Genomic DNA, 17220 nt, shown 5'->3' with positions numbered 1-17220 from the left:
GCCAGCCCGCCGGGCGGAACCGGCCGGACACTCCACCGCCGCCGACCGAGCGCGGCGGTCGCCGCCTCGACTGGCTGGACGACTGACCCACCACAGCACATGGAAACGGCCACCCGGAGATCCGGGTGGCCGTTTCTGGCGGCGGTCAGGCGCGGTCAGGCGGCAGAGAAGACGCCCTGGTGCAGCACCGGCACGACGTCCGACACGCCGATCCGGACGGCGACGTCCACGTCCGCGGCGAAGCCGCTCTCGGTCAACTCCCGTCCGGAGACGCTGCCACGCACCGCGGCGGGCAGATCCGGGGTGCTCGCCAGCGCGGCGAGCGCCATGGCCGCCTCCACCGAGAGCCCACCCGGCACGCCGGAGAGGGCGTCCAGCACCGAGGCGGCGCCGAGTTGGTCCTCCACCGACGGGCGCAGCGAACCGTCCGGCCACCGCTCCCCCGAGGCGATCACGCCGATCGGGGCGTCCAGCGTGCCGTACCCCTGGCGGCGCAGCCATTGCCCGACGGCGCGTGCGTTGCGCAGGCACGCCGCGACCACCGGCAGGCCGGTGGCGCTGGCGGCGGCGCTGATGGCCGAGCCGTTCGGGGAGGGCAGCACGAGGTCCGCCACCACTGGTGCGCTGCTCAGCGCGGCGGGCGAGAGCGACCACGGATGTTCCGTGGTCGTCTGCCGCCGCCCGACAGCAGCGGTCGCACCGACCCGGACGGCGTACTCGGCGGCCTGCTCACCCCAGGGGAACGGGTGCACCCGCATGCCCCTGGCGACCGCCACCTCCACGGCGGTGGTGAACGAGAGAACGTCCACCACCACCAGCGCCGCGCAGACCCTGCCGAGTTCGGCCGCCCCGGTCAGCCCCCAGTCGAACCGGGCACCCGATCCAGGTTGGCCGTAGACGGCGGCCGTCAACGCCTCAGCGCTCGTCAGACGACGGCTCGGTGTCACCGGAGTCAGACTCGGACGCCCCACCGGGCTGCTCCGACCCGATCGGCTCGACCGCGCCGGTCTCCGGAGAAGGACCCGAGGAAGCGATCGGCTCGGAGACCACCGCCGCCGCGTCGACCGACTCAGCCGGCGCGACCGGCAGCGGGACGGCCTCGACCGCACCCGCCACACCGGCAGCCGGCGCGGGCACCTCGACGGCCGCCGAGCCCCCGAAGAGGCGCGGCAACGTCTCGGTGTGCGCGGTGCGCAGCTCGTCCAGGCCGATCCGGAACTGGCCGTGCACCTCGAGCGCACCACCGGACGGGTCGGTGACGCCGATCAGCTCGAACGGCACGCCCCGCTCGGCGCAGAGCGCCGCGAACGCCTTGTCGTGGCCGCGCGGCACCGAGACCAGCGCCCGCGTGGCGGACTCGCTGAACAGGTAGACGAACGGCATCGATCCCTCGGCGAACTGCTCCGGCACCGCGACCCGGGCACCGACGCCGCGACGCAGGCAGGACTCGACCAGGCTCTGGGCCAGGCCCCCGTCGGAGAGGTCGTGCGCGGAGGCCAGGTGACCGACGCGGGCCGCCTCGGCCAGCAACTCGGCGAGCGCCTTCTCGCGGAGAAGGTCGACCTGCGGCGGAATACCGCCGAGGTGCTCGTGCGTCACCCAGGCCCACTCCGAGCCGGACAGCTCCACGTTCGTCTCGCCGAGCAGGTAGAGCTGGTCGTGGTCGCCACCGGCGCGCGGCACGAAGCCCATCGGCACCCGGTCGGCGACGTTGTCCAGCACGCCCAGCACGCCGACCACCGGGGTCGGGTGGATGGCCGCCGCGCCGGTCTGGTTGTAGAAGCTGACGTTGCCGCCGGTCACCGGGATGCCCAGCTCCAGGCAGCCGTCCGCCAGGCCGCGCACGGCCTCGGCGAACTGCCACATCACGCCCGGGTCCTCCGGCGAGCCGAAGTTGAGGCAGTCGGTCACGGCGATCGGCTTCGCGCCGGTCACCGCCACGTTCCGGTACGCCTCAGCCAGGGCCAGCTTGGTGCCGTTGTACGGGTCCAGTCGGGCGTACCGGCCGTTGCCGTCGACCGACAGCGCCACGCCGAGACCGGTCCGCTCGTCGATCCGGATCACGCCGCCGTCCTCCGGCTGGGCGAGCACTGTGTTGCCCAGCACGTAGCGGTCGTACTGCTCGGTGACCCAGCTCTTGTCGGCCAGGTTGGGCGACGCGATCATGCGCAGCACGGTCTCCCGCAGCGCCTCCGGGTCGGCCGGGCGGGGCAGCGTCTCGGCCCGGTCGGCCTGGAGCAGGATCAGGTCGGCCGGCTCGCGCATCGGCCGGGCGTAGACCGGGCCGTCGTCGACCAGCGAACCCGGCGGCACGTCGACGACCAGGTGGTCCTGCCAGGTGATCAGCAGTCGACCCGGGCTGCCGTCCGGCTCCGGTGCGGTGACCTCACCGATCGCGGTGGCGAGGACGCCCCACTTGTCGCAGGTCTTGAGCACCGCGTCGAGCTTGTCCGGCGCGACGACCAGCAGCATCCGTTCCTGCGACTCGCTGGCCAGGATCTCGTGCGGGTCCATCGAGGGCTCGCGCAGCGGCACCCGCTCCAGCCAGACCCGCATGCCGGTGCCGGCGGCGGCGGCGGTCTCGGTGAGCGCGCAGGTCAGGCCGGCGCCGCCGAGGTCCTGGATGCCGACGACAAGTTGGCCGTCGTACAGCTCGAGGCATGCCTCGATCAGCAGCTTCTCGGTGAACGGGTCGCCGACCTGCACGGCGGGGCGGCGCGCCTCGCTGCCCTCGTCGAAGGTGGCGCTGGCCAGCACGGAGACGCCGCCGATGCCGTCGCGGCCGGTCTTGGCGCCCATCAGGACGACAACGTTGCCCGGGCCGGCGGCGGCCTTGTTCTGCAGCCGACTGACCGGCAGCACGCCCAGGCAGAGCGCGTTGAGCAGCGGGTTGCCCTGGTAGGAGGGGTCGAAGACCAGCTCGCCACCGATGTTGGGCAGGCCCAGGCAGTTGCCGTAGCCGCCCACGCCGGCGACCACACCGGTGAGCACCCGGGCGGTGTCCGGGTGGTCAGCGGCACCGAAGCGCAGCGGGTCCATCACCGCGACCGGGCGGGCGCCCATGGCGAGGATGTCCCGGACGATGCCACCGACGCCGGTCGCCGCGCCCTGGTACGGCTCGACGAAGCTCGGGTGGTTGTGCGACTCGACCTTGAAGGTCACCGCCAGCTCGTCGGAGATCTGCACGACACCGGCGTTCTCACCGATGCCGGCGAGCATCCGGTCGCTGTGCGGGGCCTTCTCGCCGAACTGGCGCAGGTGCACCTTGCTCGACTTGTAGGAGCAGTGCTCGCTCCACATGATCGAATACATCGCCAGCTCGGACTGCGTGGGCCGGCGGCCGAGGATCTGCCGGATCCGGTCGTACTCGTCGTCACGCAGGCCCAGCTCGGTGTACGGCTGAAGCTCGCCCGGGGTGCCACCGGCGCGCGGCACGGTGTCCACGCCCTCGGTCCAGACGGCGGCGGCCGGCTGGGCGGGAGCGGTTGCCGGTGCGACCGGCTGCGCCAGGCTCGGCTCGGCCGGCTGCGCCGGGGCGGAGTACGCCTCCGGTGTGTCCCGTACCGGGTCCGGATGGGTGGTCATGACCTCTCCTCGCTGCGCTCGTGCCCGCCAGGCCGGCGGTTGAGCTGACCGATGATCGTGCCGCCGGTCATGCCGGCGCCCCCACCAGGTGCTTGAGGACCGACGTGAAGAAGCCGAGGCCGTCCAGCGAGGGGCCGGTGAGCGCCTCCACCGCGTGCTCGGGGTGCGGCATGATGCCGACCACGTTGCCGGCGGCGTTGGTGATCGCGGCGATGTCGCGCTGGGACCCGTTGGGGTTGCCGCCGACGTAGCGGGCGACCACCCGACCTTCGGCTTCGAGCTGGTCCAGCGTCGCGGTGTCCGCGACGTAGCAGCCCTCGCCGTTCTTGACCGGGATGAGCACCTCCTGGCCGGGCTGGAACGCGTTGGTCCACGCCGTCCCGGCCGACTCGATGCGCAGGACCTGGTCCCGGTTGCGGAAGTGCAGGTGCTGGTTGCGGGTGAGCGCGCCGGGCAGCAGGTGCGCCTCGCAGAGGATCTGGAAGCCGTTGCAGATGCCGAGCACCGGCAGACCACCCTGGGCGGCGTCCACGATCGTCTCCATCACCGGGGCGAACCGGGCGATGGCACCGCACCGCAGGTAGTCACCGTAGGAGAAACCGCCGGGCAGGACGACAGCGTCGACACCGTGCAGCTCCGGGTCGCCGTGCCAGAGCCGGACCGGCTCAGCGCCGGCGATCCGGACGGCCCGGGCCGCGTCCCCGTCGTCGAGCGAGCCGGGGAAGGTGACCACACCGACCCGGGCGGTCACGAGCGGGCGTCCGCAGTCTCGTCGGCCTCGACCAGGCGGACGGTGAAGTCCTCGATGACCGGGTTGGCGAGCAGTTTGTCGGCAATCTCCCGAGCGCGGTCCAGGTCCGGTTCACCGGTGAACTCGATCTCGATCCGCCTGCCGATCCGAACCGAGGCGACGTCACCGACGCCGAGCCGGGGCAGCGCGTTTGCGACGGCCTGGCCCTGCGGATCAAGGATCTCGGGCTTGAGCATGACGTCGACGACGACGCGAGGCACTGGGCACTCCTGACTGTGTACGCAGTTGGGTGCCGACCCACAATGGGCGAGCGCAGCCAGCGTACCTGGCAGATATCGCCGCGGACGCACCGGCCGGGTGCAGTTCAGGCAGTGATCGACATTACTGACGCTCAGTCGGACCTGTCAGGCGCGACAGGCGGCCCTAGCAGGACAAATACGGCGCTGCGGGTGGCCGAATCGTTACATTGGGCAACCTCGATCAGCTCCTTGATAACGATCGCGTCCCGACCTACTCTACATCGACGTAAGTCGATTCCGCCGGCTCCGGGAATCCCGCCGTCCGGCTCCATCCGCACCCGGCGACCCCGGGCGCGCCCCGTCCAAGGAGTCCACCCGATGCGCATCCGCCCCCTGCTCGCCGTACTCAGCACCGCGCTGGTCGGCGCCCTCGGCGTCACGTCCGCCGCGTCCGCCGCCCCCGCCGGCCCGCAACCCATCATCGGCGGCGGCACCGTCTCGTCCGCGCCCTGGGCCGCCGCGGTGCTCAGCAACGGCTCGTTCACCTGCTCCGGCAGCGTCATCGCCGCGCAGTGGGTGCTCACCGCCCGGCACTGCATCAGCGGCACCATGTCGGTGCGCGTCGGCAGCGTGAACCGCACCTCCGGCGGGGTCACCCGCACGGTCAGCGCCACCTACACCCGCTACGACCTCGCGCTCATGCGGCTCTCCAGCACCGTCAGCACCTCCGCGGTGAGCCTGGCCAGCAGCAACCCGCCGATCAACTCGACGAACTCGATCTACGGCTGGGGCATGACCTGCTACAGCGGCTGCTCGGCGTCCACCGTGCTGAAGACCGCCACCGTCCGGGTGACCAGCAACAGCGCCACCGACGCGTACGGCGGCCAGGCGATCCGCACCACCCGGATCAACGGCAACGCCTGGCGCGGTGACTCCGGTGGCCCGCAGTTCTACAACGGTCAGCAGGTCGGCGTCGCCTCCACCGCCGACGGGTCGAGCATCCAGAACTACGGCAGCGTTGCGTACAACCGGGCCTGGATCACCTCGGTGGCCGGTGTCTGACGGTTAGCGCCCCGCTCGGCGCGGATGGTCGGCCACGTGCCGGCCGTCCGCGCCGCGTCGTTTTGCAGCATCCGATCAGGTGAACAATGCACACGATCGGGTCGCGCCACTCCTGACAGCATCGGAACCGTGCTGGTCGTGACGACAGAGCAACTGCCCGGCTACGAGATCCGCCAGATTCTCGGTGAGGTGGTGTCATCGATGGCCAGGACGCGCAACCCGTACCGCGAGGGTGTGAAGAACCTGCGCGGTGGCGCGTACGACCCGATGGCCCCGGACAACCTGACCCGGTGGCGCACCGACTCGGTGGCCCGCCTCGGCGAGGAGGCACTGCGGCTCGGCGCGAACGCGGTGATCGGCATGCGGTTCGACAGTCGGGACTGTGGCGAGATGTGGATGGAGATCTGCGCGTACGGGACGGCGGTGGTCGCCGTACCCAAGATGCCCGAGGTCATGCCGGCCGACCAGCCGGCGGTCGCTGCGGAGACCGCGGAAATCGCGGGCTTCACCGAGTCTCCCGGCGGCATCGCCGAACCGGCCAGCGCCCCCAACCTGAGAACCGCCGCCGAAACCCCAACCGGCGAGTAACCCACCCACCGGCCCACCGGGCCCCCTCTCCCGTGTTGATCAAGAGGTTTCGGTCATCACGGAGATCGAAAATGACGCAAACCTCTTGATCACCCGGGGAAGGGCGGGCAACGCCGGGTGGGGTGGGGTGGGGTGGGTGGGGTTAGAGGATGGGGGGTGGGCTGTAGGTGGCGGCTTCCGGGTGGGCGGTCACCACGGTGGTGATGCGGCTTGTCACCGCTGCCACCTGGGCTTGGGCGGCGCCGACGAAGGCGTTGCGGTCGGCGACCAGGGTGTCGATGTCGGCGCGGGACAGGCCGAGTCGGCCGTCCGCCGCCAAGCGGTCGAAGAGGTCGTTCTCCGGTGAGCCCTTCTCGCGCATCGCCAGGGCCACCGCCACCGCGTGCTCCTTGATCACCTCGTGGGCGACCTCCCGGCCGACGCCCCGCCGGACCGCCGCGACCAGGATCTTCGTAGTGGCCAGGAACGGCAGGAAACGCTCCAGCTCCCGGTTGATCACCGCAGGGTACGAGCCGAACTCGTCGAGCACGGTGAGGAACGTCTGGAACAGCCCGTCGGCGGCGAAGAACGCGTCCGGCAGTGCCACCCGGCGGACCACCGAGCAGGACACGTCCCCCTCGTTCCACTGGTCACCGGCCAGCTCGCCGACCATCGACAGGTAACCCCGGATGATCACGGCGAAGCCGTTCACCCGCTCCGAGGAGCGGGTGTTCATCTTGTGCGGCATCGCGCTGGAACCGACCTGCCCCGGCTTGAAGCCCTCGGTCGCCAACTCCTGACCGACCATCAACCGGATCGTGGTGGCCAGCGACGACGGCGCGGCGGCCGTCTGGGCCAGCGCGGCCAGCACGTCGAAGTCCAGCGAGCGCGGGTAGACCTGCCCGACGCTGTCCAGCACCCGGGAGAAGCCCAGGTGCTCGGCTACCCGTCGCTCCAGCTCGGCCACCTTGTCGGCGTCGCCGTCGAAGAGGTCGAGCTGGTCGGCGGCCGTGCCGACCGGTCCCTTGATCCCTCGCAGCGGGTAGCGGGCGATCAGCTCCTCCAGCCGCTCGTACGCGATCAGCAGCTCCTCGGCCGCCGACGCGAAGCGCTTGCCCAGCGTGGTGGCCTGCGCCGCCACGTTGTGCGAACGGCCGGTCATGACCAGCTCGGAGTGCTCGTGGGCCAGCCAGGCCAACCGGGCCAGGGTGGCCACCACCCGGTCGCGGATCAGCTCCAGTGAGGCGCGCACCTGGAGCTGCTCGACGTTCTCGGTGAGGTCCCGGGAGGTCATCCCCTTGTGCACGTGCTCGTGCCCGGCGAGCGCGCTGAACTCCTCGATCCGGGCCTTCACGTCGTGCCGGGTGACCCGCTCCCGCTCGGCGATCGAGGCGAGGTCGACCTGGTCGAGCACCCGCTCGTACGCCTCGACCACGCCGTCCGGCACCGGCACGCCCAGGTCGCGCTGAGCGCGGAGAACGGCGAGCCAGAGCCGCCGCTCCATCCGGACCTTCTCCTCCGGGGACCAGAGGGCGACCAGTTCAGGCGAGGCGTACCGGTTGGCCAGCACGTTGGGGATCGTCGTCACGTGCCTCATTCTCTCCTACCCGGCGGCCCGTCCGGCCAGCAGGCCAGGGCGGGTGCCGGTGGGGCCGGTTGGCCGTTTTGTCGCCCGGGACGGTGCGCTATCAGCCGGTATCGGATCATCGTCTCCATCTGATCTCCGGCGAAGCCGAATCCACCCTTCACGACAGAGGGCACGCATGCGTAGAAGATCCCTCGCCGGCCTCACCGCGATCGCGGTGACCGGCGGCACCCTGCTGGCCACCGGCGCACCCGCCCAGGCAGACGACCCCATGATTCTGTACGTCAAGCAGGCCGACGCAAACTGCTCCGACCAGGGGCCCGGCTCCGACGACACGCCGTTCTGCACGATCGGTGCAGCAGCCGCCGTGGTGACCGCCCCTGGGGCGGTTCTTATCGAAGGCGGCACCTACGCCGAGCGCGTCACCGTCACCAGCTCCGGCACACCAGAGGCGCGGATCGCATTCACGGCCTGGAACGCCCGCACACCGGTGACGCTTGTCGGCCCGAACGCGGGCCTGGTCATCGGCGGCCAGCACGACATCCAGATCGAGAATATCAATGTCAGCGGGTCAACCGACGTACCCGCCCTCGATCTGCGTAACGCCTCGAACATCATGATCGCGGGCGGCAACTTCACGATGGCGAATGTCGCGACCGCGCCCGCCATCCGACTCGCCAATGTGAGGGTGGCGGCGCTGGAACACCTCACCGTCAGCGGGACGGCGCTTGCCGGCGGCCTGACAATGGATGTGTCCACCAGCGAGGTGCTCGTCGAGGACTCACTGGTGTCGACCGACCCGAAACACGTCGCCGTCGATGACGGCGTGGGCATTCGAGTCGACGGGCCACAAAACACGATCATCGACGGCGACGTCGCCGGCTTCTCCGGCGCTGCCATCGCGGTGGGCCCTGCCGCCGCCGGGACGGTGATCGCCAACAACCGGATCAAGGGCGGGATCGGGTACGGCATCCACAACCGCGGAGCCGTGGGCACTGCCATCGCCAACAACGAGATCCAGGACCGCTGCCTGGGCGGCATCCAGGTCGACGGTGCATCGTCGCAGGTCTCGGTGCAGAACAACGTGCTCCGCAACAACGCCGCCTTCAACCAGGGCTACTGCGACCCGCAGGCTCCCGAAGGCGCTGAGATCGCGGTCCACGACGCCGCGCTGAGCGGCACCGTGATCGATTACAACAACACCTGGCACCAGTCCGCGTCCGCGACCGGCTACTCGTGGAACGGAACCAGGATGGGTCTCACCCAGTTCCGCACCGTCACCGGGCAGGCCGCACACGACCGGTACACGTCGGATGTCCGGGAGAATGTCGACTCGGCGAACTCGACGGTGCCCGGCTACCAGGATCTCGACACCGAGGGCAAGCCACGCCGGGACGATCCGGCCGTGCCGAACACCGGCGCCGGCCCGATCGCGTACGCCGACCGTGGCGCTGCCGAGGCCATCAAACACCCGGTGTCGTCCTTCGACGCCACAGTGGACCTCGCCACGAGCACGGTCAGGGTGGACGCCTCCGCCTCGACGCCGGGCTTCGTCCCGATCCGTGATTACGAGTTCAGCTGGGGCGACGGAATCTCCACCCGCCAGTCCAGTCCGATCGCCACACACAAGTACGCCACGCCGGGCACCTACAACGTCACCGTCAGCCCCATCGGAACCGACGGCCTGAGCGGCAGCAGCACCGAGCAGGTCAGCGTGCTGCGGCGGACCGCTTCCGTGGGCCTGCTCGCGTTGTCCAACCGTCGCTACGTGGGTACAGCCGCGTCGGTTCTCCTGCCGAACCAGGTCGGGTTGACCGCCGCCGCGCAGTACGACCTGGCCGACGCCGGCAACGGCCAGGTGGCCCTCGTCGCGCGGGCCAACGGCCGCTACGTCACGCAGTTGGCCAACGAATCACTCAACGCCGAGAGTCAGATGGTCGGCGCCTCGGAGAAGTTCACAGTCGTCCGCAACAGTGACGGCACCGTCAGCCTCAAGGCGAGCAACAACCTGTACGCCACCGCCGATCCCAGCGGTGCTGTGACGCTCTCGGCGAGCCGGCCGACGATCAGCGCCTGGGAGAAGTTCGCCCAGGTTCCGGTCGCCGACGCGAACAGGTCGCTGAAGGCCAGCGTGAACGGCCGTTTCGTGATTGCCGACGGTGCCGGTGTGAAGCCACTGATCGCGAGCGCGGCGACCGCCGGTAGCTGGGAGCGGTTCGACTTCGCCGACCTCGGTAGCGGTCAGATCGCCCTCTTCGCCCGTGCCAACAGCCGTTTCGTGTCCGCCGACGGCGCGGGCGCCAAGCCGCTGATCGCGAACGCACCGACCGTCAGCACCTGGGAGCGTTTCACCATCGTGCGCAACAGCGACGGCACTGTCAGCTTCAAGGCCGGTATCAACAACAAGTACGTCAGCGCCGACGGCGCGGGCAGCAAGCCACTGATCGCCAACGGCCCGGCCATCAGCACCTGGGAGAGGTTCACCCTCGGCTGAGCCCTACCGCGCTATCGACGCCCGCCGGGACCCTCGGGTCCGGCGGGCGTCGCCTTGCACACTCCGCTCAGCGCTCCAGGATGGCGGTCACGCCCTGACCACCGGCGGCGCAGATGGAGATCAGCCCGCGCCCGTTGCCCCGCTCGGCCAGCAGCTTGGCCAGGGTCGCCACGATCCGTCCGCCGGTGGCGGCGAACGGATGCCCGGCGGCCAGCGACGAGCCGTTGACGTTGAGCCGGTCGGTGTCGATCGCGCCCAGCGGCGCGTCCAGGCCGAGCCGGTCCTTCGCGAACTCCGGCGACTCCCAGGCGGCGAGGGTGGCCAGTACCTGCGACGCGAACGCCTCGTGGATCTCGTAGTAGTCGAAGTCCTGCAACGTCAGCCCGGCACGGGCCAGCATCCGGGGCACCGCGTACGCGGGTGCCATCAGCAGCCCCTCGTCGCCGTGCACGAAGTCCACCGCCGCCGTCTCCGACCAGCTGAACCAGGCCAGCACGGGCAGGTGGTGCGCCGCGGCCCACTCCTCGCTGGCCAGCAGCACTGTGGACGCGCCGTCGGTGAGCGGTGACGAGTTGCCGGCCGTCATGGTGGCCTGCTCGGCGTCCGGGCCGCGGGTGCCGAAGACCGGCTTCAGCGAGGCGAGCTTCTCCAGGCTGCTGTCCGGACGCAGGTTCGCATCCCGGGTGAGCCCCAGGTACGGCGTCATCAGGTCGTCGAAGAAACCTCTGTCGTACGCGGCCGCGAGGCGCTGGTGTGAGCGCAGCGCCAGCTCGTCCTGGGAGCGCCGGTCGATCTGCCAGCGCAGGGCGGTCCGGGCGGCGTGGTCGCCCATGGACAGGCCGGTACGCGGCTCTGCGTTGCGTGGGATCTCCGGCTTGAACGGCTGAAGTGGGCGCAGCTTCGCCGCGATCTTGAGCCGTTCGCCCAGCGTGCGGGCCGAGTTGAGCTTGAGCAGCGTGCGGCGCATCTCCTCGTTGACGGCGAGCGGGGCGTCGGAGGTGGTGTCGACGCCGCCGGCGATGCCCACGTCGAGCTGACCGAGGGCGATCTTGTTGGCGACCAGGATGGTCGCCTCCAGGCCGGTGCCGCAGGCCTGCTGGATGTCGTACGCCGGGGTGTGTGGGTCGAGCCGGGAGCCGAGGACCACCTCACGGGTGAGGTTGAAGTCGCGGGAGTGCTTGAGCACCGCACCGGTGACCACCTCGCCGATGCGCTGCCCGGCCAGCCCGTAGCGGGCGATCAGGCCGTCGAGCGCCGCGCCGAGCAGGTCCGCGTTTGACGCGTCCGCGTAGCGGGCGTTGGAACGGGCGAAGGGGATGCGGTTGCCCCCGATGACCGCGACCCGCCGGATGCTCTGCACGATCCGCCTCCTCGACATGTGTTGCTTGGACCCTACTGGCCAGTAGGCTACGCCCATGACCGACAGGTACGCGAGCTTCGTCCAATCGGCCGCCGGCCGCGCGCTGGTCAAGCGCCTCGGGCTGCCCGACCCGCCCCGACTGCGCCGACACCACCCCGGCGACCCGCTGCTGGCCGGCCCGGCCCTGCTCGGCGCGGCCACCGGCGCTCGGTACGCCAAACCGGTGGCCATGAGACTGACCGCCGCCGGGGTCGAGCTGGCCGAGCCGGCCGCCACCACCCCGCGGCGGTACGGGGCACTGCTGTTCGACGCCACCGGGATCACCGACTCGACCGAGCTGCGCCAGCTCTACGACTTCTTCCACCCGCAGGCCCGGGCCGTGCTGCCCAGCGGCCGGGTGATCGTGCTCGGCAACCCGCCGCAGGAGTGCCCGACGCCCCGCGCGGCGACCGCCCAGCGCGCCCTCGAAGGACTCGTCCGCAGCATCGGCAAGGAGTTCGGCCGGGGCATCACCGCGCAACTCGTCCAGGTGGCCCGCGCCCAGGGCGACCCCAGCATCGGCCTCGAGTCGACTCTCCGGTTCCTGCTGTCCGGCCGCTCCGCGTACGTGTCGGGGCAGGTCATCCGGGTCAGCGGCGGCGCGGCGAGCATCCCGGCCGACTGGGACCGCCCGCTGGACGGGCAGGTCGTGCTGGTCACCGGCGCCGCGCGGGGCATCGGTGCTGCGCTGGCGAAGGTGCTCGCCCGCGACGGCGCGAAGGTGGTGGCCCTGGACATCCCGGCTGCCGGGGACGCGCTCGCCGCGGTGGCGAACGACATCGGCGGCGCCGCCGTCCAACTCGACCTGACCGCGCCGGACGCGCCGACCCGACTCGCCGAGCACCTGGCCAGCCGGCACGGCCGGGTCGACGTGGTGGTGCACAACGCCGGCATCACCCGGGACAAGACGCTCGGCCGGATGGACGCCGACCGGTGGGACCAGGTGATCGACGTCAACCTCTCCAGCCAGGAGCGGATCAACGACGTACTGCTGGAGCGGGAGCTGATCCCGTCCGGCGGGCGGATCATTTCGGTCTCCTCGATCGCCGGAATCGCCGGCAACCGGGGGCAGACCAACTACGCCACCAGCAAGGCCGGCGTGATCGGGCTGGTCGACTCACTCGCGCCGGCCCTGCGGGAGCGCGGGATCAGCGTCAACGCGGTGGCCCCCGGCTTCATCGAGACCCGGCTGACCGCGCGCATCCCGCTGGTGGTCCGCGAGGCGGGCCGGCGGATGAACAGCCTGGCCCAGGGCGGGTTGCCGGTGGACGTGGCCGAGACGATCGGCTGGCTGGCCTGGCCGGCCAGCGGCGCGGTCAGCGGAAACGTGGTCCGGGTCTGCGGCCAGAGCCTGCTGGGGGCGTGATGGGCGCGCGGCCGGAGTCGGGCAGCCGTACCCCCGTCGAGCTGCCCCGGATGCCGGCGGCCGGAGCGCTGCACCGACGGGCGTTGCTGGGCGCCCTGCCGGGCCTCGGCAAGGGGCGGCGCGGGCCCGACCTGCCGGCGGTCGAGTTGACAGTGGGCGGGGTGAGCGTCGACCGGGCGCAGCTGGCCGACTATGACCGGGTCTGCGGGTTCCGACTCACCGATCGGCTGCCCGCGACGTTTCCGCACGTCATGGGTTTTCCGCTGGCCCTGCGCCTGATGACAGCGCCGGACTTCCCCCTCCCGCTGATCGGCCTGGTGCACGTCGGCAACCGGATCACCACGCACCGCCCGATCACCGCCGACGAGACCCTCGACTTCACCACGTACGCGGAGAACCTGCGCCCCCACGACCGGGGGCGGCAGGTGGAGGTGGTGCTGATCGGCTCGGTCGACGGGGAAGAGGTGTGGCGCGGCGTCTCGACGTACCTCGGTCGGGAACGCAAGCCGGGCGGACGCGAGCCCGGCGAACGTCCCGCGGCGCCGACGGCCACCGCCCGTTGGCGGGTGGAACCGCGCATCGGTACGGAGTACGCGCGGGTCTCCGGTGACCACAACCCGATCCACACCTCCCGACTCGGTGCGCGGCTGTTCGGCTTCCGCCGGCCGATAGCGCACGGAATGTGGAGCAAGGCGCGCTGCCTGGCCGCGCTGGAGGCCCGGCTGCCGGACGCGTACACCGTCGAGGTCGCCTTCAAGCTGCCCGTGCCGCTGCCGAGCACCGTGAACTTCGCGGTCCTCCCGGACGGCGGGCTCGCCCTGCACGACTCGCGCGGCCGACCGCACCTGACGGGTCACCTGCGCTGAGAATTCCGAGCTTGGCAGAAGCTTCCTCGTGCGCTAAGTTGTTCTCACAGCGAGATGTTCTCAGGATGAGAGAGACGTGATGAACGAGCAGGAGTTCCTGGCCGCGTACGACCCACGGGCCTACCCGTCGGTCGCCGTGACCGTCGACGTGGTGGCGCTGACCATCCGCGACGGCGCACTGCACCTGCTGCTGATCCGGCGCGGCGAGGCACCCTTCGCCGGGCACTGGGCGCTGCCCGGGGGCTTCGTCCGCCCCGACGAGGACCTGACCGCCGGCGCCCGACGGGAGCTGGCCGAGGAGACCGGGCTCGGCGGCGAGGCGCTGCGCCGCGCACACCTGGAGCAGTTGGGCAGCTATGGCGCTCCCGACCGTGACCCGCGCATGCGGGTCGTCTCGATCGCGCACCTCGCGTTCGCCCCCGACCTGCCGGACCCGGCCGCCGGCAGCGACGCCGACGAGGCGATCTGGCTCCCGGTGACCGCGTTGACCAGCCGACAGCTCGCCTTCGACCACGGCCGGATCATCGACGACGCGTTGGAGCGGGCCCGCTCCAAGCTGGAGTACACGCCGCTCGCCACCCGCTTCCTCGCCGCCGAGTTCACGATCAGCGAACTGCGCGCCGTCTACGAGACGGTCTGGGGGCACCCGCTGCACGCCGGCAACTTCCACCGCAAGGTGCTCTCCGTGCCGGGGTTCGTGGAGAGCACCGGCACCAGCACCGAGCGCGGTGGTGCCCGAGGCGGCCCGCGCGCCCGGCTCTACCGGGCCGGCGACGCCCGCCTGCTGCATCCGGCGCTGCTGCGCCCCGCCAGCGAGGAGACGGTGCGGTGAGGGCCACGGAGGCCATCCGCCTGGTCGCGGCCGCCCGCACCGACGCGGACCTGTTCGGCGCCGACCAGCCGGCCCACCGCTACCGCGAGCTGGTCGCGGCCCTGCACCCCGACCGCCTGCCGACCGACCCGGCGGTACGCGCCGAAGCCATCGACGCGTTCATCCACGTCACCACCCGGTGGCGGGCACGGCAGACCACCATCCTCGGCGACTACCGGCTCGGCGCGCCGGCCCACTCGGGTGACCTGGCGGACCTCTACGACGTCGGCGACGACCGGCTGCTCAAGCTCCCCCGACGGCCCACCGACAACGACCTGATGGTCCGCGAGGCGCACGCCCTGCGCACCATCGCCGAGCGCGGCGACCCGCGCTACCTGCCGTACGTGCCCCGGCTCGTCGACGAGTTCCGGCACCGCGACACCGCGACCGGCGCGGACCGACGGATCAACGTGCTCGCCACCGCACCCGGCCTGCACGACCTCGACGAGGTGCGGCGCGCGTACCCCGACGGGCTGGACGCCCGGGACGTGGCCTGGATGTGGCGGCGGCTGCTGGTGGTGCTCGGCCTGGCCCACCGGGCGGGCGTGGTGCACGGCGCGGTCCTGCCGCGACACGTGCTGATCGAGCCGGACGCCCACGGCGTGGTGCTCGTCGACTGGTGCTTCTCCGCGGCCGTGGGCAGCACGATCCCGGCTGTCGTGCCCGGCCACCCGGACTGGTACCCGCCGGAAGTCTTGACCAAGCAGCCCTGCGGGCCGGGCACCGACATCGCGATGGCCAGCCACTGCATGAGCTGGCTAATGGGGCGGCGGGCACCCCGCGAGCTGCACACCTTCGCGCAAGGCTGCCGGCAACGGTCCCTGGGCGACCGGCCCGACGACGCCTGGCGCCTGCTGCGCGAACTCGACCAGGTGCTGGACCGGCTCTACGGGCCACGCACCTTCCGACCCTTCACCCTCACCCCCTAAGGAGCTGTCATGGGCAGTGGAGTCTGGTCCACCGACGTGTACGACGCCGCCGACCGCTACCGCCGGTCCACCGGCAGGAGCGCCTTCTCCTACAGCGACAGCGGGGCGCGCACCGTGCACCCCGCGCTCGACCCCAGGGACGCGACCCGCGAGAGCCGCGACTCCGACGAGCACCCCCGGTCGACGCCCGTCGCGGTGCTCTTCGACGTGACCGGCTCGATGCGCACCGTGCCGCGGGTCCTGCAGACCAAGCTGCCGCAACTGCTCGGGCTGCTGCAACGGCAGGGCTACGCCAGCGACCCGCAGATCATGTTCGGTGCCATCGGCGACGCCACCTGCGACCGGGTGCCGTTGCAGGTGGGCCAGTTCGAGTCGGACAACCGGATGGACGACGACCTCGGCCGGATCGTGCTGGAGGGCGGCGGCGGCGGACAGATGAGCGAGTCGTACGAGCTGGCCATGTACTTCATGGCCCGGCACACAGTCACCGACAACTGGGAGAAGCGCGGCCGGCGCGGCTACCTGTTCATCATCGGCGACGAGCTGGCGTACCAGCGGGTGAAGGCCCGGGAGGTGGCCGGCCTGATCGGGGACGACCTCTCCGAGGACGTGCCGCTGCGGCAGGTGGTCGACGAGGTGACCCGCCGCTGGGACACCTACTACCTGCTCCCCGCCGGCAGCCACTACGCCGGCAACGCCAAGGTGCTCGACTTCTGGCGGGACCTGCTCGGGCAGAACACCGTCGTGCTCGACGACCTCGACGCGGTCTGCGAGACCATCGCGCTCACCATCGGCCTCGGCGAACAGGCCATCGACCTGGACGAGGGCCTGCGCGACCTGGACCGCGCCGGTTCCGGCGCCACCAGAACCGTGTCGAAGGCGCTGGCCCGCCTCGGCCGGGAACGGCGGGCCGAGGTGTCGACGCTGCCGGCGTTCACCGACACGGCCGGCGGGGTGACCCGGCTGTGAACCACCTGGCGGTGGTCGACCTCGGCTACGGCGACGCCGGCAAGGGCACTGTGGTGGACTGGCTCTGCGCCACCCGTCCCGTGCACACGGTGGTCCGCTTCAACGGGGGCGCGCAGGCGGCACACAACGTCGTGCTGCGCGACGGGCGGCACCACACGTTCGCGCAGTTCGGCGCCGGCACGTTCCATCCCGGTGTGCGTACGCACCTGTCCCGGCACGTGGTGGTGGACCCGCTGGCGTTGGCCGCCGAGGCCGGCCACCTCGCCACGGTCGGGGTGCCCGACGCGCTCGACCGGCTGACCGTCGACGGGGACGCGCTGCTCGCCACCCCGTACCACCGGGCCGCCAACCGGGCCCGCGAGACCGCCCGGGGAGCCGACCGGCACGGCTCCTGCGGGCTGGGGGTGGGGGGGGGGGGCGCGGGGGGGGGGGCCCCCCCCCCCCCCGCCCCGCGGGGGGCCCGCCGGCACCCCCCCGCCCCGGGGGGGCGCCGGCGGGCCCCCCAGCGGGGCCCGGGGGCCGCCCCGGGGGGGCCCG

Annotated in this window: 15 protein-coding genes; 9 read left to right on the top strand and 6 right to left on the bottom strand. The window is 71.8% G+C overall.

Annotation, left to right across the window (positions count from 1 at the left end; genetic code table 11):
* Positions 1–155: 155 nt before the first annotated feature.
* From ABZ794_RS04525 to purS, 4 genes are all read right to left on the bottom strand, one after another.
* Positions 156–911, bottom strand: a complete 756-nt coding sequence (locus ABZ794_RS04525; protein WP_238689276.1) for a 2-phosphosulfolactate phosphatase — start codon at positions 909–911, stop codon at positions 156–158.
* A 4-nt stretch (positions 912–915) separates the two neighbouring features.
* The gene (gene purL, locus ABZ794_RS04520) at positions 916–3585 is read right to left on the bottom strand and encodes a phosphoribosylformylglycinamidine synthase subunit PurL (RefSeq protein ID WP_357514239.1); all 2670 of its coding nucleotides are present in this window, start codon (positions 3583–3585) and stop codon (positions 916–918) included.
* 67 nt (positions 3586–3652) lie between these two features.
* Positions 3653–4336: a phosphoribosylformylglycinamidine synthase subunit PurQ gene (gene purQ, locus ABZ794_RS04515; protein ID WP_210784151.1), complete on the bottom strand. Its 684-nt coding sequence runs from the start codon at positions 4334–4336 to the stop codon at positions 3653–3655.
* On the bottom strand, positions 4333–4596 hold the full coding sequence (purS, locus tag ABZ794_RS04510; RefSeq protein WP_030491392.1) for a phosphoribosylformylglycinamidine synthase subunit PurS: 264 nt from the start codon (positions 4594–4596) through the stop codon (positions 4333–4335). The genes purQ and purS overlap by 4 nt, the downstream gene beginning before the upstream one ends.
* Positions 4597–4953: 357 nt before the next feature.
* Here purS and ABZ794_RS04505 point away from each other — a divergent pair, with 357 nt between their 5' ends.
* Together ABZ794_RS04505 and ABZ794_RS04500 are read left to right on the top strand one after the other, a co-directional pair.
* On the top strand, positions 4954–5637 hold the full coding sequence (locus ABZ794_RS04505) for a trypsin-like serine protease (RefSeq protein ID WP_210784150.1): 684 nt from the start codon (positions 4954–4956) through the stop codon (positions 5635–5637).
* Between the two features lie 24 nt (positions 5638–5661).
* Entirely contained in the window at positions 5662–6225 is a 564-nt protein-coding gene (locus tag ABZ794_RS04500) for a YbjQ family protein (protein ID WP_091396061.1), read from the top strand.
* Positions 6226–6367: 142 nt separating this feature from the next.
* Here the strand turns inward: ABZ794_RS04500 and purB are convergent, their stop codons facing one another.
* Positions 6368–7792: an adenylosuccinate lyase gene (gene purB / locus ABZ794_RS04495; RefSeq protein WP_328651494.1), complete on the bottom strand. Its 1425-nt coding sequence runs from the start codon at positions 7790–7792 to the stop codon at positions 6368–6370.
* Between purB and ABZ794_RS04490 the strand changes: the two genes are divergently transcribed.
* Entirely contained in the window at positions 7764–10283 is a 2520-nt protein-coding gene (locus ABZ794_RS04490; protein WP_357514236.1) for a right-handed parallel beta-helix repeat-containing protein, read from the top strand. The genes purB and ABZ794_RS04490 overlap by 29 nt on opposite strands.
* A gap of 67 nt (positions 10284–10350) precedes the next feature.
* Here ABZ794_RS04490 and ABZ794_RS04485 read toward each other — a convergent pair whose 3' ends face one another.
* A complete protein-coding gene (locus ABZ794_RS04485) occupies positions 10351–11643 on the bottom strand; it encodes an acetyl-CoA C-acetyltransferase (RefSeq protein ID WP_210787324.1) in 1293 nt (430 codons plus the stop codon).
* Between the two features lie 55 nt (positions 11644–11698).
* Here ABZ794_RS04485 and ABZ794_RS04480 point away from each other — a divergent pair, with 55 nt between their 5' ends.
* From ABZ794_RS04480 to ABZ794_RS04455, 6 genes are all read left to right on the top strand, one after another.
* Entirely contained in the window at positions 11699–13048 is a 1350-nt protein-coding gene (locus ABZ794_RS04480; protein ID WP_357514234.1) for a 3-oxoacyl-ACP reductase, read from the top strand.
* Positions 13048–13914, top strand: coding sequence for a MaoC/PaaZ C-terminal domain-containing protein (locus tag ABZ794_RS04475; protein ID WP_210787328.1), 867 nt, complete (start codon positions 13048–13050; stop codon positions 13912–13914). The genes ABZ794_RS04480 and ABZ794_RS04475 overlap by 1 nt, the downstream gene beginning before the upstream one ends.
* A gap of 79 nt (positions 13915–13993) precedes the next feature.
* Positions 13994–14746 (top strand): NUDIX domain-containing protein, encoded by a 753-nt coding sequence (locus tag ABZ794_RS04470; RefSeq protein WP_210787330.1) that lies wholly within the window; start codon positions 13994–13996, stop codon positions 14744–14746.
* Positions 14743–15714: a serine/threonine protein kinase gene (locus ABZ794_RS04465; protein WP_357514231.1), complete on the top strand. Its 972-nt coding sequence runs from the start codon at positions 14743–14745 to the stop codon at positions 15712–15714. Before ABZ794_RS04470 ends, ABZ794_RS04465 begins: the two co-directional genes overlap by 4 nt.
* Before the next feature lie 9 nt (positions 15715–15723).
* The gene (locus tag ABZ794_RS04460) at positions 15724–16683 is read left to right on the top strand and encodes a hypothetical protein (protein ID WP_357514229.1); all 960 of its coding nucleotides are present in this window, start codon (positions 15724–15726) and stop codon (positions 16681–16683) included.
* The coding region (locus tag ABZ794_RS04455) for an adenylosuccinate synthetase (RefSeq protein ID WP_357514227.1) at positions 16680–17220 on the top strand (541 nt) is incomplete at its 3' end. The genes ABZ794_RS04460 and ABZ794_RS04455, both read left to right, overlap by 4 nt.

This window comes from Micromonospora sp. NPDC047187, from assembly GCF_040643355.1.
Lineage (GTDB): Bacteria > Actinomycetota > Actinomycetes > Mycobacteriales > Micromonosporaceae > Micromonospora > Micromonospora salmantinae.
Note: the sequence above shows the minus strand (reverse complement) of the source record. Positions and strands in the feature narration are given on the sequence as shown.